This window comes from Mesorhizobium sp. Arg314 (assembly GCF_053714275.1).
Window position 1 is genome coordinate 23,731 of record NZ_JBSKBP010000007.1, and the last position, 26,860, is coordinate 50,590.

Here is a 26,860-nt window from a genome sequence, read left to right on the forward strand (position 1 = left end):
CGATCCCGTCCGGCTTCGTTCAAGCAAAGGTCTTGGCGAAGGCGTCGATTTCCGCCTTCAGCTTGGCGCGCAGGTCGTCCGACAGCGCCTTCTCCTTGCGGATACCATCGAGCACGTCCTTGCCGGCCGAGCGCATGTGGCTGAGCAGGCCATGCTCGAACTTGCCGACCTGATTGAGGGGCAGCTTGTCGAGATAGCCGTTGACGCCGGCGAAGATCACCGCGACCTGCTCTTCGGTCTTGAGCGGCGAGAACTGCGGCTGCTTGAGCAGCTCGGTCAGGCGCGAGCCGCGGTTGAGCAGGCGCTGCGTGGCGGCGTCGAGATCCGAGCCGAACTGCGCGAAGGCCGCCATTTCGCGGTACTGCGCGAGCTCGCCCTTGATCGAGCCTGCAACCTGCTTCATCGCCTTGATCTGCGCCGACGAGCCGACGCGCGACACCGACAGGCCGACGTTCACCGCCGGGCGGATGCCCTGGAAGAACAGGTTGGTCTCGAGGAAGATCTGGCCGTCGGTGATCGAGATGACGTTGGTCGGGATGTAGGCCGACACGTCGTTGGCCTGCGTCTCGATGATCGGCAGCGCGGTCAGCGAACCATTGCCGTTGTCGTCGTTGAGCTTGGCGGCGCGCTCCAGGAGGCGCGAGTGCAAATAGAAGACGTCGCCCGGATAGGCTTCGCGGCCCGGCGGGCGGCGCAGCAGGAGCGACATCTGGCGGTAGGCGACGGCCTGCTTCGACAGATCGTCATAGCTGATCAGCGCATGCATGCCGTTGTCGCGGAAATATTCGCCCATCGTGCACGCCGTGAACGGCGCCAGGAACTGCATCGGAGCCGGGTCGGACGCGGTGGCTGCGACGATGATCGAATACTCAAGCGCGCCGCGCTCTTCGAGCACTTTCACGAACTGCGCCACGGTCGAGCGCTTCTGGCCGACGGCGACGTAGACGCAGTAGAGCTTCTCCTTCTCCGGGCCGTTGTCGTGCACGGATTTCTGGTTCAGCATCGTGTCCAGGATGATGGCGGTCTTGCCGGTCTGGCGGTCGCCGATGACCAGCTCACGCTGGCCGCGGCCGACCGGGATCAGCGCATCGATGGCCTTGAGGCCGGTCGACATCGGCTCGTTCACCGACTTGCGCGGAATGATGCCGGGCGCCTTGACGTCGACGCGCTTGCGCTCGGTCGCCTTGATCGGACCCTTGCCGTCGATCGGGTTGCCGAGCGCGTCGACGACGCGGCCGAGCAGGCCCATGCCGACAGGCGCGTCCACGATGGCGCCGGTGCGCTTGACGGTATCGCCTTCCTTGATGTCGCGGTCGTTGCCGAAGATGACGACGCCGACATTGTCGGCTTCGAGGTTGAGCGCCATGCCGCGGATGCCGCCGGGGAACTCGACCATTTCACCGGCCTGGACATTGTCGAGGCCGTAGACGCGGGCAATGCCGTCACCGACGGACAGAACCTGACCGACTTCGGAGACCTCGGCCTCCTTGCCGAAATTCTTGATCTGGTCTTTCAGAATTGCGGAAATTTCCGCGGCGCGGATGTCCATCAGCCGACCTCTTTCAGTGCAAGCTTGAGCGAATTGAGTTTGGTTTTGAGCGACGTATCGATCTGGCGCGAGCCCATCTTGACGATCAGCCCGCCGAGCAGCGACGGATCGACGGTCATGGCGATGGCCACGTCCTTGCCGGCGATGCCCTTCAGCGCCGCCTTGAGTTCAGTCTGCTGCGCGTCCGTCAGCGCATGCGCCGAGGTGACCTCGGCGGATGCCTCGCCGCGATGGTCGGCGGCGATCTGGCGGAATGCCTTGATCATGCCGGGCACCGCGAACAGGCGGCGGTTCTTGGCCACGACGCGCAGGAAATTGCCGACCAGTCCGGTGATGTTGGCCTTGACGGCGATGGCGGCGATGGCCTTTGCCTGGTCTTCGCTGGAAAACACCGGGCTGTTGATCAGCCGGGAGAGATCGTCGCTGCCATTGAGCATCGCCTCGAAGCTGGCGAGGTCGGCCTCGACCTTGGCGACCGAATTGTCCTGCAGCGCGAGCTCGAACAGCGAGCCTGCATAGCGTTCTGCGACAGCTGAGATTGGCGATGACGATTGGGCCACGGACCGTCTTTTCTCTTGTCTGACAGGCCGCAGATTGTTGGCGCGAGCGAAAACTCTGGCTAAATCTTTGACCTTACTGCATTTTTCCAAGCACGGAGGCGCGGCTTCCGCTATCCCCGGTCGAAAGTCGATTGCCGTCTAGCACAGGCCTTTTAAGACCGCAATGCATCGTCCGGCATGCTTTTTAGGCACTTTTGTCGCATCAGGCGGCGAAGGCCAACCCTAAGCGCAGGATTAGTTACGAATTCACGGCACGAAGCCGAAGGCAAAGGCCAGCGGCAACGCCGCCAGCGCCAATTCAACCACGATGGAGGCCCAGTTGAAAGGGGTGTTGGCGCCGTCCGACATCATCGACAGCAGCCGGCCGAAAGCCGTGAACAGCCAGGAGAAGCCAAGCGCCATGTAGAGCAGCGGCTGCGCCAGAAGGATGCAGCACAGGCTGACCCCGAGATAGAAGCCCGACATGCGGCCGCGTCCCTCGGCGATCGCCGCCGCTTTCTCCGGCCTTGGCTGCAGGCGCAGCACCCGAAAGGCAAGCCCCGGCGCCAGGAACAGGAAAAGCCCGAGAGCCAGGGTGACGATGGCGCTCGACCACGCCAGCCATTCGCCCTGGCTCGCTGGCCACGGAAATGCAAACTCCATATGTCCCCCCAATGTTTCTTGGTCTGAAACAGCGGCATTCTAGCGAGGGAATGAAAGCGCGCCAGCGGACGGCGCTCACATTAGGAATGACGCATCAGGAGAGCGCGAAATCGACCGCGGCCTCGGCATGGATGCGCGTTGTATCGAACACCGGTACGTCGAAATCGCCCTGTCCGATCAGCATGGTGATCTCGGTGCAGCCCATGATGACGCCGTCCACCCGACCGGTGCGCCGCATCCGGCCGACTTCATCGAGGTAGGCGGATTTCGATTCGGGTTTGACGATGCCCTGGCAGAGCTCGTCATAGATCACATTATGCACCATGTCGCGGCCGGCCTGGTCCGGCACCACGGGCTCAAGGCCGTATTTGTCGGCCAGACGGCCCTTGTAGAAATCCTGCTCCATGGTGAAGCGTGTCGCGAGCAGCGCCGGTCGCTTCACGCCTGCGTCGGCGACGGCGCGCGCCGTCGCATCGGCGATATGGATGAGCGGCACAGATACTGCCGCCTGCACCGCGTCGGCCAGCTTGTGCATCGTGTTGGTGCAGATCACCAGGCCCTCGGCGCCGCCCGCCTCCAGCCTGCGCGCGGCTTCCACCAGAAGGGCGCCCGCGCCTTCCCAGTCGCCGGCATGCTGCCGTTCGGCGATCTCGGCGAAGTCGAACGACCACAACAAGAGCTTCGCCGAGTGCAGTCCGCCCAGCCGCTCGCGCACGATCTCGTTGAGCAGGCGATAATAGATCGCCGTCGATTCCCAGCTCATGCCGCCGATAAGGCCGAGGGTTTTCATAAGGACTTGTTCCTTTCCTATGCAATCTCTATATTGTGACCACATGAGACTACAAGGAGGCCACCTATGAAAACCGTCCAGCTTCGGGAGGCCAAGGCAGGGCTCTCGGCACTTGTCGAGGCCGCAGGAAACGGTGAGCCTACTACCATCACCAGGCATGGCAAAGCGATTGCCATGGTTGTTCCGATTGATGAGGGACGAAAGCTTTATCCGCAGGGCGGCCAAAAAGCCTTTGTCGACTTCCTACTTCAGTATCCCGGCGGTATCGAGCTTGAACGAAACCAATCCCCGTCGCGGGATGTCGAGCTTTGACTGACTATCTGCTCGACACGTCTTTCGTTTCCGCTTTTGCACCAGGTCGCGTGCCGCTCTCCGTGGCAGTCCAGAAATGGATCGCCGAACAACGCCTGCATGGCTCTTGGCATCTGTCATCCATAGTGGTTTTGGAGCTGGAGCGAGGCATAGCGAAGCTCAAGCGTACCGGCGCGCATGCCAAGGCGGAGCGCATAAGCGCCTGGTTCGAAAGATTGCTGGCTGAGTTCGACCAACGGATTTTGCCCATTGATTTAGTGGTCGCGCGAGAGGCGGGACAACTCGAGGAAGCGGCTATCGCCAGAGGTTTCAATCCCGGTCTGGCGGATGTTTTGATTGCCGCCACGGCTCGTCTGAACGCACTGGCAGTGTTGACGGCCAACGTTCGGCATTTTGCGGTTCTTGAGGTGCCTTACCTTAATCCGTTCGCCGAGAATGGACCGAAGGCGTAACGGCGCTACAAAAAGCTCTGCGGGTCGATGTCGACCTGCACCCTGACCGAGCCGCGCAGCTTCGGCCCCTCGGCCAGCATGGCGCGGATGAAGCCTTGTATGTCGGCGCGCCGCTCGCCTTGCACCAGCAGGCGGAAGCGGTGGCGACCGCCGATCAGCGACAGCGGTGCCTCGGCCGGGCCGAGCACGAAAAGATCGGAGGCGGTGGGCGCGGCACGGCGCAAGCCGCGCGCATGGCCCTCGGCCTCGCCTCGCGTCGCGGCACTGACGATGATGCCTGCGAGCCGGCCGAAAGGCGGCAGCGCCGCTCGCTCGCGCTCGGCGATCTCGCGTTCGTAAAAGGCCTCCGAATCGCCCGAGACGATCGCCCGCATCACGGGATGGTCCGGCTGGTAGGTCTGTAAGAGGCCGAGGCTCTTCTTGCCCGTGCGGCCGGCGCGCCCCGTCACCTGGCTTAGCAGCTGGAAAGTGCGCTCGGCGGCGCGCGGATCGCCGTTGGCCAATCCGAGATCCGCGTCGACGACGCCGACCAGCGTCATGCCGGGAAAATTGTGGCCCTTGGCGACGAGCTGCGTGCCGATGACGATGTCGGCCTCGCCATTGGCGACGGCCTCCAGCTCAAGCCTCAGCCGCCGAACGCCGCCCAGAATATCCGACGACAGCACGATGGTGCGGGCATCCGGGAAATGGCCAACCACTTCCTCGGCGATGCGCTCGACGCCCGGACCGCAGGCCACCAGATGGTCGAGCGTACCGCATTCCGGGCAGGCTTCGGGGCGTCGTTCGTTGTGGCCGCAATGGTGGCAGACGAGCTGGCCGCGAAACCGGTGCTCGACCAGCCAGGCCGAGCAGACCGGGCAGCCGAAGCGATGGCCGCAGACGCGGCAGAGCGTCAGCGGCGCATAGCCGCGCCGGTTGAGGAAGAGCAGCGACTGCTCTTGTCTCTCCAGCGTGCGCTGCATCTGCTCCAGAAGGAGAGGCGACAGGAAGCCGCCGCGCGCCGGCGGTGAACGCCGCATGTCGATCGACTTCAGGTCCGGGAGTGCTGCCTCGGCGAAACGCGACGACAGCACCGCCCGGTCATAGCGACCCTGGCTGGCGTTGACCCGGCTTTCCACCGACGGCGTCGCCGAGGCAAGCACGACCGGGAAGGTGCCGATATGGCCGCGCACCACCGCCATGTCGCGCGCATTGTAGAAGACGCGGTCCTCCTGCTTGTAGGCAGGGTCGTGTTCCTCGTCGACGACGATCAGGCCGAGTTCCTTGAACGGCAGGAACAGCGCCGAGCGCGCGCCGGCGACGACGCGCACCCCGCCTTCGGCCACCTGCCGCCAGACGCGCTCACGCATCCGGGGCGGCAGGTCGGAATGCCACTCCCCCGGCTTGGCGCCGAACCGGTCCTGGAACCGTTCGAGGAAAGCATGTGTCAGGGCGATCTCCGGCAACAGGATCAGCACCTGCTTGCCCTTGTCGAGTGCCGCCGCCACCGCTTCGAAATAGACTTCCGTCTTGCCGGATCCGGTGACGCCGTCGAGGAGGGTGACATTGAAGGTGTCGGCCGCGATCGCCGCGCGCAGCTTCTCTGCCGCAACGTTCTGATCCGGCATCAGCTCCGGCGCGGCATGGCTGGTGTCCGGTGCCGCCACCACCGGACGCGGCGGGATCCTCACCGTCTCGAACACGCCCTGCGCCCTTAGGCCGTCGATGACGGTCGAGGACACGCCAGCCGCGTGCGCCAGTCCCGAGCGCGTCCAGGCCAGCCCGCCTTCGGCCGTCTCCAGCACGCGTCGCCGCGCATCGGTCAGCCGATCGGGCTCGGCCAGCGTGCGCTGCAATCCTTCGATCCATGGCTCCGGATCGAAAGCCTCGGGGGCTCTGAGCAGCATGCGCGCCACCATGCCGGGAGCCGACAACGTGTATTGCGCGATCCAGTCGACAAAACGGCGCATCGCCCTGTCGATCGGCGGGCAATCGAAGACCGCTTCGATCGGCCGCAGCTTCCTGGCATCGACCGTCTCGACCGCGCCGTCCCAGACGATGCCCGCGACCTGGCGTGGCCCGAGCGGCACGCGCACGATCGAGCCCGGCACCACGCGCATGCCCGGCGGCACGGCATAGGTGTAGGGCCGTTCGGCCGGCATCGGCACCAGCACCGGTGCGGCCGCGACAAAGGGCGAATCTTCCATCATCGGGCGTGACCTTGCCCCGACTTTGCTCTAGATCAAAGGGGACCCTCGCATCTGCCTGGCCGGTGCCAGGCAATCCCCAAGGAGACAGCTATGAAGTTTTTTGTCGATACCGCCGACATCAAGGAGATCAAGGAACTGAACGACCTGGGGCTGCTCGATGGCGTCACCACCAACCCATCCCTGATCCTGAAATCGGGCGGCAAGATCTCCGAAGTCACCAAGCAGATCTGCGACATCGTCGAAGGCCCGGTCTCGGCCGAGGTCGTGGCGACCGAGTTCAAGGACATGATGGGCGAGGCCGAGGTGCTGGCCAAGATCGCGCCGAATGTCTGCATCAAGGTGCCGCTGACGCTGGACGGCTTGAAGGCCTGCAAGACGATCCGCACCGAGATGAAGCGCATGGTGAACGTCACGCTCTGCTTCTCGGCCAACCAGGCGCTGCTTGCCGCCAAGGCCGGTGCCTCCTTCATCTCGCCCTTCGTCGGCCGCATCGACGACACCGGCTCGGACGGCATGGAGCTGATCTCGGAAATCCGCACCATCTACGACAATTACGATTTCAAGACCGAGATCCTGACGGCTTCGGTGCGCACGGTGAACCATGTCAAGCAGGCCGCGCTGATCGGCGCCGATGTCATCACCGCGCCGCCGGCAACGCTGAAGGCGCTGGTCAACCATCCGCTGACCGACAAGGGTCTTGCCGCCTTCCTCGCCGACTGGGCCAAGACCGGCCAGAAGATCGGCTAAGGCTAGACCGAACAATAAAAGAAAAGGCCGGGTGACCGGCCTTTTTCTTTTCTGAAGATGCGACGGCGCTTTGACGATGCGAGCGCCGCTACCCGACCTTCTTGCCGTGCTTTGTCAGGTCCTGGGCGATCGAAAGCCGCAACAGGTCGGCCAGTTCGCGCGCGGCACGGTTCTCGGCGTCGATCTGCGCGCGGTAGGCCGCGAATTCCTGGCGCGGCCGGTCGAACGACGACGGGATCGAACGCTTGCCGACGGCAATCACCGTGTTGGTCGCGGTATCCCGCAGCACATAATTGGCGGTCAGCGTCACCGTGCCCGCCGTCGGCTCGTCTTCCTCGGTCTGCACCTGCACGATGGCCGCCGATTCGACGAGCTCGGTGACGCCGAGGTCGAGCGTGTAGGCCGGTGAAGCGGGCTCGCCCGAGCCTTGCCCGAAGGCGAAGATCAGATTGTTGCGCACCTGCTGCGCGTAGCGCGTCTTGACCGGCTTGATCGAGATCGAGGCAAGCTCGGCGGACGCGCTGAGCTGCGATCCGGGCGACAGCGGCTGGTTGGAATAGAGCGGCCGCACCGTGCAGGCCGAGACCAGCGCCAGAACGGCGACCATGCCGCAGATCGCCAAGCGGCCGCGCAGGCGGGCCGCTTCTGACTTCACCGGATCAGGCAACGACATTGACGATCCTCTGCGGGACGATGATCACCTTGCGCGGAGCCTTACCTTCCAGTGCTTTTTGCACGAAGTCGAGGGCCAGCACCGCTTTTTCGACGGCACCTTGATCCGCGTCGCGGGCAATTGTCAAATCCCCGCGCTTCTTGCCGTTGACCTGCACCGGCAGCACGATCTCGTTGTCGACGACCAGCGCCGGATCGTAGACCGGCCAGGGTCGCTCGGCGACCATCTCGGTGCCGCCCAGCGCCTGCCAGCATTCCTCCGCCAGATGCGGCATGACCGGCGCGATGATGTGCACCAGGATCTCCACCGCCTCGCGGCAGGCGCTCTTCAGCACCGCGTCGGCCTTGCCTTCGGCAACGTCGTTGAGCGGCGTCGCCAGCACATTGGCGAGCTCATAGATGCGGGCGATCGCGCGGTTGAAGCCGAGCTTCTCGATGTCCTCGCCGACCGCCTTCAGGATCTTGTGCGCTGCCTTGGAAACGGCGCCCGCCTCGCCATCCTTCGCCGCCGCGGGCTTGACGCCGGGAAGCGATTCGGCCGCGATCTGCACCAGGCGCCAGATGCGCTGCACGAAACGGTGCGCGCCGGCGGCCCCATCGTCGGTCCATTCGACATCGCGCTCCGGCGGCGAGTCCGACAGCATGAACCAGCGCGCCGTGTCGGCGCCGTAGCCGTCGGTGATCTCTTCCGGGCTCACCGTGTTCTTCTTCGACTTCGACATCTTCTCCAGCGCGCCGACCGTCGCCTCTTCGCCGGTGGTGATCTCGACGGCGCGGCGCTTGCCGCCAACGTCCTCGAGCCTGACCTCGCTCGGCGAAAGCCAGCGTCCATTGTTGGACGGGCCGCCGACACGGTAGGTCTCGTGCACCACCATGCCTTGCGTGAACAGGCCCTTGAACGGCTCGGCCAGATTGAGGTGACCGGTCTCGCGCATGGCGCGGGTGAAGAAGCGCGAATAGAGCAGATGCAGGATCGCGTGCTCGATGCCGCCGATATACTGATCGACCGCCAGCCATTCGTCGGCCGCTTTCGGCTCGGTCGGCTCATTCGCCCAGGGCGCGGTGAAGCGCGCGAAATACCACGACGAATCGACGAAGGTATCCATCGTGTCGGTCTCGCGCCGCGCATCGCGGCCGCATTGCGGGCATTTCACATGCCGCCAGGTCGGATGACGGTCGAGCGGATTGCCCGGACGGTCGAACTCGATGTCGTCGGGCAGTTTCACCGGCAGGTCGGCCTTCGGCACGGGGACGACGCCGCAGGCTTCGCAATGGATCATCGGGATAGGGCAGCCCCAGTAGCGCTGGCGCGAAATGCCCCAGTCGCGCAGGCGGAAATTCACCTTGCGCTCCGCCATCGGCCGGCCGCCGATCGTCTTTTCTTCCAACAGCTTCGCCACTTCGTCAAAAGCCCTCTCGGGCTTCATGCCGTCGAGGAAGCGCGAATTGATCATCACGCCGTCGTCGACATAGGCCTCCTCGATGATCTGGAAGGTCTTGGCATCGCCGTCTTCCGGCATCACCACCGGGATCACCGGCAGGCCGTATTTGTTGGCGAAATCGAGGTCGCGCTGGTCGCCCGACGGGCAGCCGAAAATGGCGCCGGTGCCATATTCCATCAGCACGAAATTGGCGACATAGACCGGCAGCGTCCAGTTCTCGTCGAACGGGTGGACGACACGGATGCCGGTGTCGAAGCCTTTCTTCTCGGCGGTCTCGAGCGCCGCCACCGACGTGCCCATGTGACGCACTTCCTCGATGAACTTCGCCAGCTCGAAATTGGTCTCGGCGGCTTTCCTGGCCAGCGGATGGTCGGCGGCGACCGCCATGAAGGAAGCGCCGAAGATAGTGTCGGGCCGGGTCGTGTAGACTTCCAGCTCATGCGTGTCGCCAACCGGTGCCGCCAGCGGCCAGCGGATCAGCAGCCCTTCGGAGCGGCCGATCCAGTTGTGCTGCATCAGCTTGACCTTCTCCGGCCACTCCTCGAGCCGGTTGAGCGAGTCCAGCAGGTCCTGCGCGAAGTCGGTGATCTTGAAGAACCACTGCGTCAGCTCGCGCTGCTCGACCAGCGCGCCCGAGCGCCAGCCGCGACCGTCGATGACCTGCTCGTTGGCAAGCACGGTCATGTCCTCCGGGTCCCAGTTGACCTTGGAGGATTTGCGCGTGACCAGCCCCTTCTCGACAAAGTCGAGGAACAGCATCTGCTGGCGGTGGTAATAGTCGACGTCGCAAGTGGCGAATTCGCGCGCCCAGTCGAGCGACAGGCCCATCATCTTGAGCTGCTCGCGCATGACAGCGATGTTCTCGTAGGTCCAGTCCTTGGGATGGACCTTGTTCTGCATGGCGGCGTTTTCGGCCGGCATGCCGAAAGCGTCCCAGCCCATCGGATGCAGCACGTTGAAGCCCTTGGCGCGCTTGTAGCGCGCAACCACGTCGCCCATCGTGTAGTTGCGGGTGTGGCCGATATGGATCTTGCCCGACGGATAGGGGAACATCTCGAGCACGTAGTATTTCGGCTTCGGGTCGTCGTTGCTGGCCTCGAACAGCTTCTTTTCGGCCCAGGCCTTCTGCCATTTGGGCTCTGACGTGCGCGGATTGTAACGTTCGGTTGCCATCGGATGTTTTTCACTTAAAAGCAGGCACGGGGGCGCCGGACCGGGCCGGCGGCCAAGGAAATGTCGTCGCGGTGTTCACCATGGATTGCCGGACCCGTCAACTGCGGCGAGCCGGCGCCCGCGTGAAAACCATAGGCAGGATATAGGCATGACGAGCGCCGTAGAGCAGCTTCACGCGGTCAAGGCGAAGATCGCAAGCGCCGAACGCGAGGCAAGGCGCGAGCCCGGCGCCGTCACGCTGGTCGCGGTTTCGAAAACCTTCGACGCTGAAGATATCCGCCCTGTGATCGAGGCTGGCCAGCGGATCTTCGGCGAGAACCGCGTGCAGGAAGCGCAGGGCAAATGGCCGGTGCTAAGAGAAGCATTCCCGGATATCGAGCTGCATCTGATCGGCCCCCTGCAATCCAACAAGGCGAAGGAGGCCGTCGCGCTGTTCGATGTCGTCGAAACCGTCGACCGCGAAAAGATCGCCGCCGAGCTCGCCAAGGAGATCGTCCGGCAGGGCCGCTCGCCAAAACTCTATGTCCAGGTCAACACCGGTTCCGAGCCGCAAAAAGCCGGCATCGAACCGCGCGAGGCGGTAGCCTTCGTCAAGCGCTGTCGCGATGTGCATGGCCTCGCGATCGAAGGCCTGATGTGCATTCCGCCGGCCGACGAAAATCCCGGCCCGCATTTCGCGCTGCTCGAACAGCTCGCGCGCGAGGCCGGCGTCGAAAAACTGTCGATGGGCATGTCCGGCGACTACGAGACGGCCATAGCCTTCGGCGCGACCAGCGTTCGGGTGGGCTCGGCGATCTTCGGCAGCCGGTAAGTCCGCAGCACCGTCGCCCACTGGCGTTGATTGATAATTTGCAGCTGCTGCCATATATCTAGCCAAGCTAGCTAGGAGCTGCACATGAACTGGCATCTTCAGGACGCAAAGAACAATTTTTCGAAAGTGGTCCAGCGGGCGCGAACCGAAGGGCCGCAAACCGTAACGCTTCGCGGCGAACGGGCAGCGGTCGTGCTGTCCGTAGAGGACTACGATCGCCTAGCCGGGAAGAAGAAATCGCTCGTCGAGTATCTTTTGAGCGGTCCCGGCTGGGACGATGAATTTGACAAGGAAATCAACCGCCGCTCCGATACGATGATCCGAGATATCGATCTCTGATGTATTTGCTGGACACGAAATTTGTCTCGGACGTGCAAAGGCGGCTACCGATGCCTACCGCCTGGTTAGCGTCAATCGATCCTGCGTCGATCAGCCTTAGCGTCATTACCCTCGGTGAGATCGAGCGGGGAATCGTCAAACAGCGTAAGGTCGACCCGGAAAGGGCGGCTCGCCTTGATATCTGGCTGCGAGAGTTGCGAAGAGATACCGCAGACCGCATTCTTCCTGTCACCGAAGAGATTGCGTTGGCATGGGGCCGCATCACCGCAGGTCGCACACGAGGCAGCGCGGACACCCTCGTAGCGGCGACAGCTCTCGTCCACGACCTCATCGTGGTTACGCGCAATGTCGCTGATTTTGAGGATACTGGCGTCACTGTGCTCAATCCCTGGGAGGCTTAGCCCCACCGCCTGCGACCTGCGGCGGCGGCCCACAGCTCTCTTCGGCCAGTCCCCGCAGAAGCGATCCCGGCTCGGCGCTTCGTCACGATCCCGTGACGGAAGAGCCTGCCAGGCGATTATGTAGCGGTTGGAGCTTGAAACGAAACGCCCCGTTCCTATTTCCCTGTTGTCTTCCAAACTTCTTCGGGGAATCCCACCATGCGCTATAACCAGCTCGGCAACACCGGCCTGTTCGTATCCGAACTCTGCCTAGGCACCATGACCTTCGGCGCCGCCGGCGAGAATGCTCAATGGGGCCTGATCGCCAGCCTCGACCAGAAAGGCGTGAACCAGATCGTCGGCCGCTCGATCGCCGCCGGGGTCAATTTCTTCGACACGGCCGATGTCTATTCCTTCGGCCAGTCCGAGCAACTGCTCGGCCAGTCGCTCAAGGACCTCGGCATCAGGCGTTCGGATGTCATCGTCGCCACCAAGGTGCATGGCGCCATGGGCAGCGGGCCAAACGAGCGCGGCTCCTCCCGCGGCCACATCATGGATTCCGTCGACAGCAGCCTGGAGCGGCTGCAGACCGACCATATCGACCTTTACCAGCTGCACGGCACCGACACCGTGACGCCGATCGACGAGACGCTGCGCGCGCTCGACGATCTCGTCGCCAGCGGCAAGGTGCGCTATGTCGGCGTCTCCAACTGGCAGGCCTGGCGCATCGCCAAGGCGCTAGGCATTGCCGACCGCAAAGGCTTTGCCCGCTTCGAGACCATCCAGTCCTATTACTCGATCGCCGGCCGCGATCTCGAGCGTGAGATCGTGCCGCTGGTCAATGAAGAGAAGCTTGGCCTGATGGTCTGGTCGCCGATGGCTGGCGGGCTGCTCTCCGGCAAATACGGCCCGGGCGCGCCCGGTAATGGCGAGGGCCGCCGCGCCTCCTTCAACTTCCCGCCGGTCAACGAGGACCGCGCCTGGGCGGCGGTTGCCGTCATGCGCGAGGTCGCCAGCAAGCACGATGTCAGCGTCGCCACGGTGGCGCTGGGCTATGTGCTGGCCAAGCCATTCGTGATGAGCGTCATCATCGGCGCCAGCCGCATGGACCAACTCGAGCAGAACCTGGCCGCGACCGGTTTGAAGCTCGACGCCGACGACCTCGCCAGGCTCGATGAGGTGAGCGCGTTGCCCGCCGAATATCCCGGCTGGATGCTGGAGCGGCAGGGCGCCGGACGACGGCCGGCGCCTTTCGTGCCGAAGGCGTGATCGTCTTTGAGTTAGGCCGACTTTCGGGAGCCGCGTGTCCCTTGGATGCGCGGCTTTTCCTTTCAAAGACGAACAGTCTCCGCAAGAAAGTCGAGGAACGCCCTGACGCGCGCCGGCAGGTGCTTGCCCTGGCCGACATAGACCGCATGCGTCTGCTCCTCGTCGCCGGGATTGAACGCTTCCAGCAACTGCACAAGCCGCCCGGCGGCGATATCGGGCTCGACGTGCCAGCGTGCCAGCCTCGCGATGCCCGCTCCCGCCAATGTCGTAAGCCGCATCGCTTCGCCGTCGCTGACCATCGCGTTGCCGGCGATCGGGATCATGATCGGCGCACCTTTCGCATCCACGAATGGCAGGCCGTCGATATGCCGCACGAAGCCGAAAGCGAGCAGATTGTGGCTGGTCAATTCGGCCGGCGTCCGCGGCGTGCCGCGCGCTTCGAGATAAGCGGGTGCCGCGACCACCACCATCCGGCTCTGACCGAGCTTGCGCGCCACCAGCCGTGACTCGCGCAGCGGGCCGGCGCGGATGGCGACGTCGGCGCGCTCCTCCATCAGGTCGATGACGCTGTCGGTCAGCACCGTCTCGACGGAGATTTCAGGGTAGCGTTCGAGGAAGCGCGGCAACAGCGACATCAGCCGGTGCTGGCCGAACGGCACATAGGAGTTGACCCTCAGCCTGCCGCGCGGTGCCGCGCCCGCCGCGGCTTCGCGCTCGGCCGCATCGAGATCGGCGAGGATCCGCACGCCGCTGTCGTAAAAAACGGTTCCCTCGGGCGTCAGTTGCAGCCGGCGTGTCGAGCGGCTGATGAGCCGTGCGCCAAGCCGCGCCTCGAGCCGCGCGATCAGCTTGCTCACCGCCGACGGCGTCATGCGCAGCGCCCGCGCCGCTGCCGAGAAGCTGCCCGCCTCGACCACGCGGACGAACACTTCGATCTCGCCGGAACGGTTGATTTCGGGCCTTGCCATTCGTGAATCTATTTCACAGAAAATATGCCCAATGCAAGGCTGGTTCACAGCTCGGCGGATCACGATCTTTCCGGTCGGGGCGCGGGATTGGGCGTCCCTTTCCTGATCAACTGGACCGCAGCCATGCCTCTCGCTCTTTACGCCCTCACCGCTGGCGCCTTCGGCATCGGCGTCACCGAATTCGTCATCATGGGCCTGCTGCTCGATGTCAGCGCCGATCTCGGCGTCTCGATCTCGGCGGCGGGCCTGCTCATTTCCGGCTATGCGCTTGGCGTCGTCGTCGGCGCGCCGCTGCTTGGAGCGCTCACCGGCCGCTTGCCGCGCAAGACGTTGCTGCTTGCCCTGATGGTGGTCTTCACCATCGGCAACCTCGCCTGTGCGCTGGCGCCCGACTACTGGACGCTGATGGCCGCGCGTGTGCTCACCGCTTTCGCCCACGCCTCCTTCTTCGGTGTCGGCTCGGTCGTCGCCACCGGCCTGGTCGCACCCAACAGGAAGGCCTCGGCCATCGCGCTGATGTTCACCGGCCTCACCGTCGCCAACATCCTCGGCGTGCCGTTCGGCACCTGGCTTGGCCAGGCCTATGGCTGGCGCTCCACCTTCCTCGCCGTCACGCTGGTCGGCGTCATCGCCTTTGCCGTGATCGCGCTGCTGGTGCCGCGCGACGAACCGGCAGCAGTGGACGAGGAGGTGAGCTCCGAAGGCACGCTCGCCGTGCTCGGCCGCCGGCCGGTGCTGCTCGGCCTCTTGACCACGGTGCTGAGCTGGGTCGGCGTCTTTGCCGCCTTCACCTATCTGGCGCCGATCCTCACCCGCGTCACAGGCTTTTCCGAAGCCGCCGTGTCGCCGATCCTGCTCGTCTTCGGCGGCGGGCTGGTCGCCGGCAACCTGCTTGGCGGACGCCTCGCCGACCGCCATCTGGTGCCGACGGTCATCGGCACGCTGGTCGCGCTGTCGGCGGCGCTGTTCGTCATGACCGCCGCGATCCATCAGCCTATCGCGGCGATCGTCGCCGTCGGCCTGCTCGGCGCGGCCGCCTTCGCCACCGTCGCGCCGCTGCAGATGTGGGTGCTGGAGAAGGCCAAGGGTGCCGGCCAGGGCCTGGCCTCCTCCTTCAACATTGCCGCCTTCAATCTCGGCAACGCCATCGGCGCCTGGCTCGGCGGCTTCGTCATCGACCACGGCCCCGGCCTCGGCGCCGTCCCCCTCGTTGCCGGCCTGGTGCCACTCGCCGCGCTCGGCGTGGTGCTCATGGCGCTGCGGCTCGAACGCGGCCGAGCGATCGGCAAGCCGGTCACGGCGCAGTGCTGATCGGCCGAATTCCGCCTTCCACATCCTAAGGAGAAAAATCATGGACTATCGACCTCTCGGCGCTTCCGGCCTGAAGGTGCCGGCACTTTCCTTCGGCGCCGGAACCTTCGGCGGCTCCGGCCCGCTGTTCAGCCACTGGGGCAACAGCGACGCGAAGGAGGCGCGCCGGCTGGTCGACATCTGCCTGGAGGCAGGTGTCAATCTCTTCGACACCGCCGACGTCTATTCCAACGGCGCGTCGGAGGCGGTGCTGGGCGAGGCCGTCAAGGGCCGTCGCGACGCAGTGCTGATCTCGACCAAGACCGCGCTGCCGATGGGCGACGGCCCGGCCGACTGGGGCTCGTCCCGTTCGCGGCTGATCCGCTCCGTCGACGCGGCGCTGAAGCGCCTCGGCACCGACTATATCGATCTGCTGCAGCTTCATGCCTTCGACGCCTCGACGCCGGTCGAGGAAGTGCTGTCGACGTTTGATCACCTCGTGCGCTCCGGCAAGCTGCGCTATGTCGGCGTCTCCAATTTCTCCGGCTGGCAGGTGATGAAGTCGCTCGCCCTCGCCGAAAAGCGCGGCTACCCGCGCTACGTCGCCCACCAGGTCTACTATTCGCTGGTCGGCCGCGACTATGAGTGGGACCTGATGCCGCTTGGCCTCGACCAGAGCGTCGGCGCGCTGGTGTGGAGCCCGCTCGGCTGGGGCCGGCTGACCGGCAAGATCCGCCGCGGACAACCCTTGCCGGAGAAGAGCCGGCTGCACGACACCGCGAGCTTTGGCCCACCTGTCGAGGACGAGCATCTCTTCAAGGTGATCGATGCGCTCGAAGCGGTCGCCGCCGAGACCGGCAAGACCGTGCCGCAGGTCGCCATCAACTGGCTCTTGCGGCGGCCGACCGTGTCGTCGGTCATCATCGGCGCGCGCAACGAGGAGCAGTTGCGGCAGAACCTCGGCGCTGTCGGCTGGACGTTGACGCCGGAGCAGATCAAGGCGCTCGATGAAGCGAGCGCGGTGACGGCGCCCTATCCCTACTTCCCTTATCGGCGCCAGGAAGGCTTCGCCCGGCTGAACCCGCCGGCGGTGTGAGGCGCCGGCGCTGAAGCTGCCAATCTCCCCCGCAAAAGGGGGAGATCAGCTATTCCGCCGCTCAGTGAAGTACGAACTCGCCATCCACCTTCCGCCACTCGTTCGGCGCGATCAGCTTCTGGTGCGTATAGGTCACCGAATGCAGCGGCCCGTCGAGCTTCGTCTTCCAGAATTCGATAAAGCGGATCAGCACCGGGAACGTCGGCGCGATGTCGTAGTCCTGCCAGATGAAGCTTTGCAGCAAATGCGGGTGGTCGGGAAAGTGATAGAGGATCTTGGCCGTGGTCAGCCCATAGCCTCTGAGCATCAGGTCCATTTCGGAATGATCGCGCATTGCAGCCCCCAGATTTGATTCTCCTTTCCTCCCAACACGAAATTGTGCGCGCTATTGCTTACTCGTCTATTGATATTCTAGTGATCGCCTTCGGTTTTGTCACGAAAAAACATATGCTTAGCAGCGACCGCAGTCGACTGCTGACAGCATTTCGCAGTTGCCCCTGCGTCATCCCGCCGCGCGAATCCAACGTCTAATATTGCCGTCACGGCGGAACTGTTAATAATGCCCGCGAATTCGTGGCCGCTTCGCCGCGATGCCGCCGGCCGTCAAGCCGGCGGAACGCTTCGGGAGGAAAAGCAAGAAATGTCCGATGTGCATGTCCACCGCGTCCAGCCGGCGTGGAAGAAGAACGCGTTGATCGACAACGATACCTACCTCAAATGGTATGCCGACAGCGTGAAAAATCCAGACAAGTTCTGGGGCAAGCACGGCAAGCGCATCGACTGGTTCAAGCCTTTCACCAAGGTCAAGAACACCTCCTTCAACGGCAAGGTATCGATCAAGTGGTTCGAGGACGGCCAGACCAATGTTTCATGGAATTGCATCGACCGGCATTTGAAGAAGCGCGGCGACCAGACCGCCATCATCTGGGAAGGCGACAACCCTTATGACGACAAGAAGATCACCTATAACGAGCTTTACGCGCATGTCTGTCGCTTCGCCAACGTGCTGAGGAAGCACGGCGTCAAGAAGGGCGACCGCGTCACCATCTACATGCCGATGATCCCGGAAACGGCCTATGCGATGCTCGCCTGCACTCGGCTAGGCGCCATCCATTCGGTGGTCTTCGGTGGCTTCTCGCCCGATGCGCTGGCCGGGCGCATCGACGACTGCAAGTCGACCATCGTCGTCACCGCCGACGAGGGCCTGCGCGGCGGCAAGCCGATCCCGCTCAAGGACAATACCGACAAGGCTATCGACATCGCCGCCAAGGCCGGCACCAAGGTCGAGAAGGTCGTGGTCGTGCGCCGCACCGGCGGCAAGACCGGCTGGGTGCCGGGCCGCGACGTCTGGTACCACGAGGAGGCAGCGACCGTTAAGGCCGACTGCAAGCCGGAGAAGATGAAGGCGGAAGACCCGCTTTTCATCCTCTACACCTCCGGCTCGACCGGCAAGCCGAAGGGCGTGCTGCACACCACGGCCGGCTATCTCGTCTATGTCTCGATGACGCACCAATATGTCTTCGATTACCATGACGGCGACATCTACTGGTGCACAGCCGATGTCGGCTGGGTCACCGGGCACAGCTACATCGTTTACGGACCTTTGGCCAACGGCGCCACGACGCTGATGTTCGAAGGCGTGCCGAACTATCCCTCGCAGTCGCGCTTTTGGGACGTGATCGACAAGCACAAGGTCAACATCTTCTACACCGCGCCGACGGCGCTGCGCGCGCTTATGGGCGCCGGCGACGGCCATGTGAAGAAGACCTCGCGCAAGTCGCTGCGCGTGCTGGGTACCGTCGGCGAACCGATCAATCCGGAAGCCTGGGAATGGTATTACAACGTCGTCGGCAACGCCAAGGTGCCGATCGTCGACACCTGGTGGCAGACCGAGACCGGCGGCATCATGATCACGCCGCTGCCGGGCGCCACCGACCTCAAGGCCGGTTCCGCCACGCGGCCCTTCTTCGGCGTTCAGCCGCAGCTGGTCGACGGCGAAGGCAAGGTGCTGGAGGGCGCCACCGACGGCAATCTCTGCATCACCGATTCCTGGCCCGGCCAGATGCGCACCGTCTATGGCGACCACGACCGCTTCGTGCAGACCTATTTCTCGACCTACAAGGGCAAATACTTCACCGGCGACGGCTGCCGGCGCGACGCCGACGGCTATTACTGGATCACCGGCCGCGTCGACGACGTCATCAACGTCTCGGGCCACCGCATGGGTACGGCCGAAGTCGAGTCGGCGCTGGTCAGCCACGACAAGGTTTCCGAAGCCGCCGTCGTCGGCTATCCGCACGACATCAAGGGGCAGGGAATCTACTGCTATGTCACGCTGATGGCCGGCGCCGCGTCGAGCGAGGAGCTGCGCAAGGAGCTGGTCTCGCATGTCCGCAAGGAGATCGGCGCCATCGCCACGCCCGACAAGATCCAGTTCGCGCCGGGCCTGCCGAAGACCCGCTCGGGCAAGATCATGCGGCGCATCCTGCGCAAGATCGCCGAGGACGATTTCGGCGCGCTCGGCGACACCTCGACGCTCGCCGATCCGGCCGTCGTCGACGACCTCGTCGCCAACCGGCAGAACAAGAAAGGCTGATGACCGGCGAGGCAATCCTCGGCACCGTCAGCCAGCTCTGGCGCTATCCGGCGAGCTCGCTCGCCGGCGAGCGGCTTGACGCCATCTCCGTCGGGCTGAAAACCGTGGCCGGCGACCGGCTGTTCGGGCTGGTCGATGCGTCCGACGGCGAGATCGCCAGACCCGACCGCGAAGCCAGATGGCACAAGGTGCCGCTGATCCGCACCCGGCTGGGCGAGGCCCCGATGAGCAAGGAATGGCGGCTCGAAGTGGCCGTTCCCGGCGGCGGCTGGCTGCCGGTGCCCGATCCTGAAAGCGACCGCGCCGTATCCGCCTTTCTCGGCTTCGAGGCCTCGATCCGTCCCTTCGGCGCGGAAAACGCGGCGCCTGGCTATGCCGGTCCGCGGACCGAAGCCCGCTATGCCAAGGCGCCGATCCATCTGCTCACCACCGCCTCGCTGGCCAGGCTGAAGGCGTTGCATCCTGAGGGCACGCCCGATCCGCGCCGCTTCCGCCCCAACATCGTCGTCGACATGGATCCGGTCGAAGGCGCCTTTCCCGAGACGGAATGGATCGGCAGGAAACTCGCGGTCGGCGATCTGCTGCTCACCGTCTCCGAACCCTGCCGGCGCTGCGGCTTCACCATCATCGCCCAGGACGGTTTCGACACCGATCCCGGCATCCTGCGCAATCTTGTGCGCCACAATGCCCACAATCTCGGCGTCTATTGCACGGTGGACAGGCCCGCGCGCGTCGAGATCGGGGCGCCGATGCTCTTGATGGACTGAAGCAGGTCGTATCCCGCGCTACCGGTACAAATCCGCCCGCGTCGGGGGCAGGCCGCTGGGGCCGCGGGCGCGCCTGGTGGCGACGGTCTGGAAAATCTGCGCCGAGGCGCGCTCGAAGGTAATCGAGCAACCCGTCAGATAGAGCAGCCACAGCCGCGCCTTGGGCTCGCCGACCTCGGCGATGGCCTCGTCGAAGCGCGCGTGCAGGCGCTCCGCCCACAGGCGGCAGGTGCGCGCATAATGCTCGCGCAGGTTCTCGACATCGTAAACCAGGAAGCCATGCGCCTCGAGATTGCCGAGCGTCATGCCGATCGTGTCGAGCTCGCCGCCGGGGAAGATGTATTTGATCAGCGCCTTGTATTCCGGCCCCTTGCGCAATGTCTTCCTTATGTCACCCTTGCTGCGCCTGGTGATGGCGTGGTGGAGATATATGCCGCCGGGCTTCAGCAAGCGGTGGACAGCCGAGAAATAGGTCGCATGATTGGCGAGTCCGAGATGCTCGAACATGCCGATGGACGAAATCTTGTCGAAAGTGCCGGAGAGCTCGGTGTAGGATTTTATGTCGATGGCGATCCGGTCCTCGAGACCCTCGGCGCGGATGCGCTCGCGCGCCAGCTTCGTCTGCTCTTCGGACAGCGAAACACCATGGCCGATAACACCATAATTCTTCGCGGCATGGATGAGCATCGCACCCCAGCCGCAGCCGATATCGAGCAGCCTTTCGCCGGGCTTCAGCCTGAGCTTGCGGCAGATATAATCGAGCTTGTCGATTTGCGCCCGGTCGATGCCGTTGGCGAAATCCGTGAAATAGCCGCAGCTGTAGACCATGCGCTCATCGAGGAAGAGGCGGTAGAAGGCATTCGAGATGTCGTAATGATGCTGGATAGCCTGCTTGTTCGACCCGCTGACGAAGGGCTTGCGGCCGGAGAGATCGCTGCGCGCCGTCATCTGTTTTCGCGAAAACAGCACCGCCGGCAGGTCGCGCAGGATTGCCAGCTTCGGCAGGGATTTGAGCTTCGTCTTGAGCTTGCCCTGCGAAGGCAGGGCGTAGAAATCGAACAGCGTGCCATCTTCGATGTCGACGGTCTTGGAGATCCACATCTCGACCAGCGTCGAGAAGGTTGGCCGCCGCACAAGCTGCCAGACGATGTCCTGATCGTTAATGGCGAGCACCGGACCGCCGGCAGGCCCGATCCGCTCGCCTGTCCACAGCCTGACCGCGAAACCCGGCTTCAGCGTTTCGACGACCCTGCGTACGATCCGCGCGGCTCTGTCGGCGGCGTCCATTCCCGGCTCCTCCCGATATGTCGAACGCCCCATTCCCCAAGCGCCACTGTCGTCCACCGGCCCGGGGACCGCAATCCCGATATGTTGCGCAAAAGCACCGCGGGCGGAGGATTTACCACCGGAGGCATGGCCAATCCGCAGCGGCACCTTGTCAATTGCCGCGACGCACCCCATCATGAGGGTGTCTTCAACCAATCGAAAGGAGGTGATCCGATGTCGAGTGATTTCGTTTTCCAGAACGTGAGCTCAGCGGATTGCACTTTCGGGAAGCAGTCTTCCCGTTAAGGCGCGAGATGCGCGGCAGGTGACCCGAAGGGGTCGCCGCCATGAGCCGCGTCACGGACGGAAACACGGAAGGCCGCCGGCTTCGTCAAGAAGCGGCGGCCTTTTCCGTTTGTGCTGGAGTTCCAGGTCACCGACTGACGGTCAGCTTTTCGATGTTGCGGCTGATTTCGCCGAACGCATCCGACTACGCCAGCATCTGCGCGCTGGCCGTCCGGTTGACGCCGTGATGCGGAGGATTGAAGCGGTTGCCTTCCTGCTCGTAGGTCCAGACCTTGAACAGGGTGAGCCGGTGCGGGCCGAAACTGTGCAGCAGCGGCACGTCGGTGGCGTCGCGGCCGCGCGCGATGACGACCCGGCCGATGCGTGGCCGGTTGTGACGCGGATCGAACGTGTACCACTTGCCGTCGAGGAAAACTTCCATCCAGGCCGAAAAGTCCATCGGCGCCGGATCGGCCGGCACGCCGATATCGCCGAGATAGCCGTTCACGTAGCGCGCCGGAATGTTCATGCATCGGCAAAGCGCGATCGCCAGATGCGCGAAATCGCGGCAGACGCCCACACGTTCCTCATGCGCCTGGGCGGCCGTTCGGGTGGCGCGCGCATAGCCGTAGCCGAAGGAAAGCCGGCTGTTGACGTAGTCGATGATCGCCTGAACGCGCGTCCAGCCGGGCGGCAAATGCCCGAAAAGCTGCCAGGCGATATTGCTGAGGTGATCCGTCTCGCAGTAGCGGCTGCCGAGCAGATAGACCAGCACATCGTCGGGCAGTTCCGCGACCGGCGTCTCCCGCGCCAGCACATTGACCGTATCGGTCTCGCCGCTGTCCTCGATTGCCGCGTCGTAAAGGATGCGGAAACTTCCGGCGGGCGCTGTGAAACGACGGCAGATATTGCCTTGGCGGTCGCGATAGGTTCGGGTCGGCAACGAAGGCGAGGTCAGAACCCGCGTCTGCCGCTTGATGTCGGCATGCCGGTCGGGATGGATGTCGAGCAGCGAGATAATCGGCGTCGCCGCCGCGCATTCGATAGCGATTTCGTAGCCGAGCCGGATCAGCATCGCATGCCCCCCTTGGTAATTTTGGAAAGACAGCCACTTCAACGCAACGAACCGGAGGTTGTTCCCGTGCGGAATCGAAATGCCCGCATCTCGCCTTCTCAGCCAGTGATGGCCGGTCTAAACTGGGTTCCACGTTTCGCCCTCCCCGAAAACGATTCTCCAGGATATCCGATGTTTGCAGGCTCAAAGTTCGCCGCCTTCCTGTTCGATATGGACGGCACGGTGCTCAACTCGATCGCCGCGGCGGAACGGGTGTGGACGAAATGGGCGGAGCGCCGCGGCCTCGACGTCGCCACCTTCCTGCCGACGATCCACGGCAAGCGGGCGATCGAGACGATCGGCGGATTGATGCTTCCGGGCGTAGACGCGGTTGCGGAAGCCGACGCGCTGCTCAAGGCCGAAGCCGACGATCTCGAAGGCATCGTCCCGATTCCCGGCGCCGTCGCGTTCCTGAAATCGCTGCCGCCGGAGCGCTGGGCCATCGTCACCTCGGCGCCGCGCGAACTGGCGCTGCTGCGCATCAAGGCGGCCGGCATTCCGGTTCCCGCCATGATGGTGACGGCGGAAGATGTGACCCATGGCAAGCCGGCGCCGGACTGCTTCCTCTTGGCGGCAAAGCGTCTCGGCGTCGACGCGCGCGACTGCCTCGTCTTCGAGGATGCGCCGGCGGGCATCGCGGCGGGCGAGGCTTCCGGCGCCTCGGTGATGGTGATCAGCGCCACCCATGTCCACCCGCTGAAGACGCGGCACGACAGCATTGCCAGCTATGACGAAATCGGCATTGCGGTGGACGACAATGGTTCCATCGTTTTGTCGCTAACCCAGGCGGCGGCCTAATGCATGTCGCCCAGAAGTGTGCAGCGGTTCTGGGACAACGACATGCATCAAAACAAAGACCTAAAGCGCGTCGCCTGAATCCGGTTCAGCGCGACGCGCTTTAGTCCCTCGTACAGAGACTTTGACGGATTGCAGGCTTGTCGGCAGGCGAGATTTTCACCGTTCATTTCGCCGAATCAGCCAAACCTTCGTGATTGGCCGAAGCCTACGAACTTCGTCATCCACGGGCGGAGCGAAGCGCAGACCCGTGGATCCATTCCGTGACCTTGGCCGAGGGATGCAGCGGGGCAGAATACTGCACCATATCAACGCCTCGAAGTCACGGCATGGATCCTCGGGTCTGCGCCGCGTCGCTTCGCTCCTTGCTCCGCCCGTGGATGACGAAGTTCATAGGCGTTCGGCCAATCGCCAACGCATGCAATCTGCGTGACCACCGATCACTGCGTGACTACCGACCAAGATTTCCGCTCGAAAACCGGTACTCGTCAGAAGTCGCTCGCCAGCCCCTTGACCTCCCAGTCGCCATAGCGCCCGGGTTCCTTGCCGCCGCGGCCGCCGATTTCCTTCGGCAACTGCGCTTCCGCCGCTCGATACTTTTGACGACGAGCATCAGCCTCTGCTAACGCCCGCTGCGCTTCCGGTGTCAGCGTTTTTTCCGGCTTGTTGCCGTCAACGGAAGCTTCGGTTTTGCCTGGCTCTTCGGTCATGTGATACTCCCGCCGATTGAAACGGAGACCGGCGTCTCCCATCATATAGCCATGACGACAGAAGGATCGACCCCTATTGATGAGCATTGGAATATCCCGAAAACCGGGTTCCACTTTTCGGTCCGATGCTCTGGCCCTCTCCGCCACCACGTCAGACGGATGAAACGATGAACACGCTTCGCACCGCCATGCTTCTTGCCGCGATGACGGCGCTGTTCATGGGCGTCGGCTTTCTGATCGGCGGCTCGAGTGGCATGATCATCGCGCTTTTGATCGCCGCCGGCACCAATCTGTTCAGCTATTGGAATGCCGACAAGATGGTGCTGTCGATGAACCGCGCCGTCGAGGTCGACGCGAAGAACGCGCCGGAATATTACGCGATCGTCCAGGCGCTGGCGAAGCGGGCCGGCCTGCCGATGCCGAAGACCTATCTGATCGACAATCCCCAGCCCAACGCCTTCGCCACCGGCCGCAACCCCGAGAATGCCGCAGTGGCCGCGTCCACGGGCCTGCTCGAGCGGCTCTCCCATGAAGAGGTCGCGGCGGTGATGGCACATGAGTTGGCCCATGTGCAGCATCGCGACACGCTGACCATGACGATCGTGGCGACGCTCGCCGGCGCCATCTCCATGCTCGGCAATTTCGCCTTCTTCTTCGGCGGCAACCGCGACAACAACAATCCGTTCGGCTTCGTCGGCGTACTGGTCGCCATGCTGGTGGCGCCCTTCGCCGCGATGATCGTGCAGATGGCTGTGAGCCGCACCCGCGAATACGAGGCCGACCGGCGCGGCGCCGAGATCTGCGGCAATCCGCTGTGGCTGGCCTCGGCGCTCGACAAGATCGCGCGCGGCGCCGAGCGGATTGCCAATCCGGATGCCGAACGCAATCCGGCGATGGCGCATCTCTTCATCATCAATCCGCTCTCCGGCGAGCGCATGGACAATCTGTTCTCGACCCATCCGAGCACGGATAACCGCATCGCGGCGCTGCAGGACATGGCGCGCGAAATGGGTGGCGCATCGCAAGCCACCCGGCGCCAGGCTTCTCCTCCACCCATCCAGCCCGAGGAGCCGCCGCCCGGTCCATGGGGCAAGCCGGCGGAGCCCGCGCCGCCTGCCGAACCGCCGCAGCCGAAACCCAATCCCTGGGGCCGCAACCCGACCGGCCCGCGCAATGTCCGGTCGAAGGGTCCCTGGTCGTGACGCCGCCGAGGCGCGGATATTCAGACGGTCCGCAACACACTGCCGGTGACGAGAGCGTCGCCGGCCTTGCCGCACGCAAGGCCGCGGCGCGGCTGCTTGCCGCCGTCATCGATGCCCGCACACCGCTGGACGGGTTGACCGACAACGAGCACGGCCATCCGCAATACAAGGCGCTGGACGGCCGCGACCGCGCGCTGGTGCGCGCCATCCTGGTCACGGCACTGCGCCATCGCATGACCATTGCCGGGCTGCTGGGCAGGCGCTTGGAAAAGCCACTGCCGCCCAATGCCACCGCGCTCTCGCATATCCTGCACGTCGCCGCCGCGCAGATCTTGTTTCTCGATGTTCCGGACAGCGCCGCGGTCGACCTTGCCGTCACCCACGCCAAGTACGATCCGCGCACCACGCGCTTCTCCGGCCTCGTCAACGGCGTGCTGCGTTCGCTTGCCCGCGCCAAGCAGGCCGAGCTTGCCCCGGCACTTGCCGCCACCAGCGAGGCGCCGCAATGGTTTTCGCAGCGACTGGCCTCCGCCTACGGTGCAGATAAAGCGCGCGCCATCCTTGCCGCGCATCGCCACGAGGCGCCGGTCGATTTCACGGTGAAGGCCGATCCCGCGCTCTGGGCCGAGCGTCTGGGCGGCATCGTGCTGCCGACCGGCACGGTGCGCGTCGAGAAGCTTTCCGCCAATGTTATCGACCTGGCCGGTTTCGCCGACGGCGCCTGGTGGGTGCAGGATACGGCGGCAAGCCTGCCGGCGCGCCTGTTCGGCGACATCAGGGGCCAGCGCGTCGCCGACCTTTGTGCCGCGCCCGGCGGCAAGACGGCCCAGCTTATCCTGGCCGGTGCCGGCGTGACCGCGGTCGACACCTCGAAAAACCGGCTGGCGCGGCTCAAGCAGAATCTCGACCGCCTCGGCCTGACCGCCGATCTCGTCCAGACCGACCTCCTGGACTACCGGCCGGCGCAATTGTTCGACGCCGTACTGCTGGACGCGCCCTGCTCCTCGACGGGCACCGTGCGCCGCCATCCTGATGTGCCGTGGACCAAGACCATGGCCGATGTCGAAAAGCTCGCCGACCTCCAGCGCCGGCTGCTTGCTCACGCCGTTACGCTCGTCAGGCCCGGCGGCCGCATCGTCTTTTCCAACTGCTCGCTCGACCCGATCGAAGGCGAGGAACTCCATCGTGGCTTCCTGGCCGAAACGCCCGGGGTGAGCGACGACCCGATCCACCCGGGCGAGTTCACCGGCCTCGATCCGTTCCTCACATCTGAGGGCACGCTACGCACCACGCCGGCCGAACTGGCCTTAGGATCGCCAGCGATTTCAGGACTGGACGGCTTCTTCGCGGCCCGGATGAGACGGGTAGCATAGGATTCTTGGCACTGAAGCGTTGCCGGTTGCGAATCGCACGCTTCGGCGATTAGCCGAGGCTTTCGAACCTC

Annotated in this window: 26 protein-coding genes; 14 read left to right on the forward strand and 12 right to left on the reverse strand. The window is 64.3% G+C overall.

The window, feature by feature from the left end; all coding sequences use genetic code 11:
* Nucleotides 1–19: 19 nt before the first annotated feature.
* From atpA to ACWGS9_RS09410, 4 genes are all read right to left on the reverse strand, one after another.
* Entirely contained in the window at nucleotides 20–1,549 is a 1,530-nt protein-coding gene (atpA, locus tag ACWGS9_RS09395) for a F0F1 ATP synthase subunit alpha (RefSeq protein WP_140801849.1), read from the reverse strand.
* On the reverse strand, nucleotides 1,549–2,109 hold the full coding sequence (locus ACWGS9_RS09400) for a F0F1 ATP synthase subunit delta (protein WP_454504983.1): 561 nt from the start codon (nucleotides 2,107–2,109) through the stop codon (nucleotides 1,549–1,551). Before ACWGS9_RS09400 ends, atpA begins: the two co-directional genes overlap by 1 nt.
* Before the next feature lie 246 nt (nucleotides 2,110–2,355).
* Nucleotides 2,356–2,751: an AGROH133_08824 family phage infection protein gene (locus ACWGS9_RS09405; RefSeq protein ID WP_112100289.1), complete on the reverse strand. Its 396-nt coding sequence runs from the start codon at nucleotides 2,749–2,751 to the stop codon at nucleotides 2,356–2,358.
* Between the two features lie 94 nt (nucleotides 2,752–2,845).
* Nucleotides 2,846–3,541: an aspartate/glutamate racemase family protein gene (locus tag ACWGS9_RS09410; RefSeq protein ID WP_454504984.1), complete on the reverse strand. Its 696-nt coding sequence runs from the start codon at nucleotides 3,539–3,541 to the stop codon at nucleotides 2,846–2,848.
* Nucleotides 3,542–3,607: 66 nt separating this feature from the next.
* Between ACWGS9_RS09410 and ACWGS9_RS09415 the strand changes: the two genes are divergently transcribed.
* On the forward strand, nucleotides 3,608–3,853 hold the full coding sequence (locus ACWGS9_RS09415; RefSeq protein ID WP_320215211.1) for a type II toxin-antitoxin system Phd/YefM family antitoxin: 246 nt from the start codon (nucleotides 3,608–3,610) through the stop codon (nucleotides 3,851–3,853).
* On the forward strand, nucleotides 3,850–4,305 hold the full coding sequence (locus ACWGS9_RS09420; RefSeq protein WP_454504985.1) for a type II toxin-antitoxin system VapC family toxin: 456 nt from the start codon (nucleotides 3,850–3,852) through the stop codon (nucleotides 4,303–4,305). The genes ACWGS9_RS09415 and ACWGS9_RS09420 overlap by 4 nt, the downstream gene beginning before the upstream one ends.
* A 5-nt stretch (nucleotides 4,306–4,310) precedes the next feature.
* Here ACWGS9_RS09420 and ACWGS9_RS09425 read toward each other — a convergent pair whose 3' ends face one another.
* Nucleotides 4,311–6,494, reverse strand: coding sequence for a primosomal protein N' (locus ACWGS9_RS09425; protein WP_454504986.1), 2,184 nt, complete (start codon nucleotides 6,492–6,494; stop codon nucleotides 4,311–4,313).
* 90 nt (nucleotides 6,495–6,584) lie between these two features.
* Between ACWGS9_RS09425 and fsa the strand changes: the two genes are divergently transcribed.
* The gene (gene fsa / locus ACWGS9_RS09430; protein ID WP_320309053.1) at nucleotides 6,585–7,241 is read left to right on the forward strand and encodes a fructose-6-phosphate aldolase; all 657 of its coding nucleotides are present in this window, start codon (nucleotides 6,585–6,587) and stop codon (nucleotides 7,239–7,241) included.
* 88 nt (nucleotides 7,242–7,329) lie between these two features.
* Here fsa and lptE read toward each other — a convergent pair whose 3' ends face one another.
* Both lptE and leuS read right to left on the reverse strand, forming a co-directional pair.
* A complete protein-coding gene (lptE, locus tag ACWGS9_RS09435) occupies nucleotides 7,330–7,914 on the reverse strand; it encodes an LPS assembly lipoprotein LptE (RefSeq protein ID WP_454504987.1) in 585 nt (194 codons plus the stop codon).
* Nucleotides 7,901–10,528: a leucine--tRNA ligase gene (gene leuS, locus ACWGS9_RS09440; RefSeq protein WP_454504988.1), complete on the reverse strand. Its 2,628-nt coding sequence runs from the start codon at nucleotides 10,526–10,528 to the stop codon at nucleotides 7,901–7,903. The genes lptE and leuS overlap by 14 nt, the downstream gene beginning before the upstream one ends.
* A gap of 148 nt (nucleotides 10,529–10,676) precedes the next feature.
* Here leuS and ACWGS9_RS09445 point away from each other — a divergent pair, with 148 nt between their 5' ends.
* The 4 genes from ACWGS9_RS09445 (at nucleotide 10,677) to ACWGS9_RS09460 (ending at nucleotide 13,327) form a co-directional block, all read left to right on the forward strand.
* On the forward strand, nucleotides 10,677–11,339 hold the full coding sequence (locus ACWGS9_RS09445; protein WP_454504989.1) for a YggS family pyridoxal phosphate-dependent enzyme: 663 nt from the start codon (nucleotides 10,677–10,679) through the stop codon (nucleotides 11,337–11,339).
* 84 nt (nucleotides 11,340–11,423) lie between these two features.
* Entirely contained in the window at nucleotides 11,424–11,678 is a 255-nt protein-coding gene (locus ACWGS9_RS09450; protein WP_454504990.1) for a type II toxin-antitoxin system Phd/YefM family antitoxin, read from the forward strand.
* Nucleotides 11,678–12,079: a type II toxin-antitoxin system VapC family toxin gene (locus ACWGS9_RS09455; RefSeq protein WP_454504991.1), complete on the forward strand. Its 402-nt coding sequence runs from the start codon at nucleotides 11,678–11,680 to the stop codon at nucleotides 12,077–12,079. Before ACWGS9_RS09450 ends, ACWGS9_RS09455 begins: the two co-directional genes overlap by 1 nt.
* 198 nt (nucleotides 12,080–12,277) lie before the next feature.
* Nucleotides 12,278–13,327, forward strand: coding sequence for an aldo/keto reductase (locus ACWGS9_RS09460; RefSeq protein WP_454504992.1), 1,050 nt, complete (start codon nucleotides 12,278–12,280; stop codon nucleotides 13,325–13,327).
* Between the two features lie 62 nt (nucleotides 13,328–13,389).
* On the opposite strand, the gene ACWGS9_RS09465 is transcribed toward ACWGS9_RS09460, so the two are convergent.
* Nucleotides 13,390–14,295: a LysR family transcriptional regulator gene (locus tag ACWGS9_RS09465; RefSeq protein ID WP_454504993.1), complete on the reverse strand. Its 906-nt coding sequence runs from the start codon at nucleotides 14,293–14,295 to the stop codon at nucleotides 13,390–13,392.
* A gap of 123 nt (nucleotides 14,296–14,418) precedes the next feature.
* On the opposite strand from ACWGS9_RS09465, the gene ACWGS9_RS09470 reads away from it, so the two are divergent.
* Nucleotides 14,419–15,606, forward strand: a complete 1,188-nt coding sequence (locus ACWGS9_RS09470; protein ID WP_454504994.1) for an MFS transporter — start codon at nucleotides 14,419–14,421, stop codon at nucleotides 15,604–15,606.
* Nucleotides 15,607–15,646: 40 nt separating this feature from the next.
* A complete protein-coding gene (locus ACWGS9_RS09475) occupies nucleotides 15,647–16,681 on the forward strand; it encodes an aldo/keto reductase (RefSeq protein WP_454504995.1) in 1,035 nt (344 codons plus the stop codon).
* Between the two features lie 61 nt (nucleotides 16,682–16,742).
* Here the strand turns inward: ACWGS9_RS09475 and ACWGS9_RS09480 are convergent, their stop codons facing one another.
* The gene (locus ACWGS9_RS09480; RefSeq protein ID WP_454504996.1) at nucleotides 16,743–17,015 is read right to left on the reverse strand and encodes an usg protein; all 273 of its coding nucleotides are present in this window, start codon (nucleotides 17,013–17,015) and stop codon (nucleotides 16,743–16,745) included.
* Nucleotides 17,016–17,321: 306 nt separating this feature from the next.
* On the opposite strand from ACWGS9_RS09480, the gene acs reads away from it, so the two are divergent.
* Both acs and ACWGS9_RS09490 read left to right on the forward strand, forming a co-directional pair.
* A complete protein-coding gene (acs, locus tag ACWGS9_RS09485; RefSeq protein ID WP_454504997.1) occupies nucleotides 17,322–19,277 on the forward strand; it encodes an acetate--CoA ligase in 1,956 nt (651 codons plus the stop codon).
* Nucleotides 19,277–20,044: an MOSC domain-containing protein gene (locus ACWGS9_RS09490; RefSeq protein ID WP_454504998.1), complete on the forward strand. Its 768-nt coding sequence runs from the start codon at nucleotides 19,277–19,279 to the stop codon at nucleotides 20,042–20,044. The genes acs and ACWGS9_RS09490 overlap by 1 nt, the downstream gene beginning before the upstream one ends.
* Before the next feature lie 18 nt (nucleotides 20,045–20,062).
* Here the strand turns inward: ACWGS9_RS09490 and ACWGS9_RS09495 are convergent, their stop codons facing one another.
* Entirely contained in the window at nucleotides 20,063–21,331 is a 1,269-nt protein-coding gene (locus ACWGS9_RS09495; RefSeq protein WP_454504999.1) for a class I SAM-dependent methyltransferase, read from the reverse strand.
* Between the two features lie 469 nt (nucleotides 21,332–21,800).
* Nucleotides 21,801–22,670: a transglutaminase-like domain-containing protein gene (locus ACWGS9_RS09500; RefSeq protein WP_454505000.1), complete on the reverse strand. Its 870-nt coding sequence runs from the start codon at nucleotides 22,668–22,670 to the stop codon at nucleotides 21,801–21,803.
* Between the two features lie 171 nt (nucleotides 22,671–22,841).
* Here ACWGS9_RS09500 and ACWGS9_RS09505 point away from each other — a divergent pair, with 171 nt between their 5' ends.
* Complete coding sequence (locus ACWGS9_RS09505; RefSeq protein ID WP_454505001.1) at nucleotides 22,842–23,507, forward strand: HAD-IA family hydrolase; 666 nt, start codon at nucleotides 22,842–22,844, stop codon at nucleotides 23,505–23,507.
* Between the two features lie 485 nt (nucleotides 23,508–23,992).
* Here the strand turns inward: ACWGS9_RS09505 and ACWGS9_RS09510 are convergent, their stop codons facing one another.
* Complete coding sequence (locus ACWGS9_RS09510; protein ID WP_454505002.1) at nucleotides 23,993–24,214, reverse strand: DUF1674 domain-containing protein; 222 nt, start codon at nucleotides 24,212–24,214, stop codon at nucleotides 23,993–23,995.
* A 167-nt stretch (nucleotides 24,215–24,381) separates the two neighbouring features.
* Between ACWGS9_RS09510 and htpX the strand changes: the two genes are divergently transcribed.
* Together htpX and ACWGS9_RS09520 are read left to right on the forward strand one after the other, a co-directional pair.
* Nucleotides 24,382–25,416 carry a zinc metalloprotease HtpX gene (htpX, locus tag ACWGS9_RS09515; RefSeq protein ID WP_454505003.1) on the forward strand — a complete coding sequence of 345 codons (1,035 nt, stop codon included), beginning with the start codon at nucleotides 24,382–24,384 and terminating at the stop codon, nucleotides 25,414–25,416.
* Nucleotides 25,413–26,789 carry an RsmB/NOP family class I SAM-dependent RNA methyltransferase gene (locus ACWGS9_RS09520; protein ID WP_454505004.1) on the forward strand — a complete coding sequence of 459 codons (1,377 nt, stop codon included), beginning with the start codon at nucleotides 25,413–25,415 and terminating at the stop codon, nucleotides 26,787–26,789. The genes htpX and ACWGS9_RS09520 overlap by 4 nt, the downstream gene beginning before the upstream one ends.
* Nucleotides 26,790–26,860: the final 71 nt, after the last annotated feature.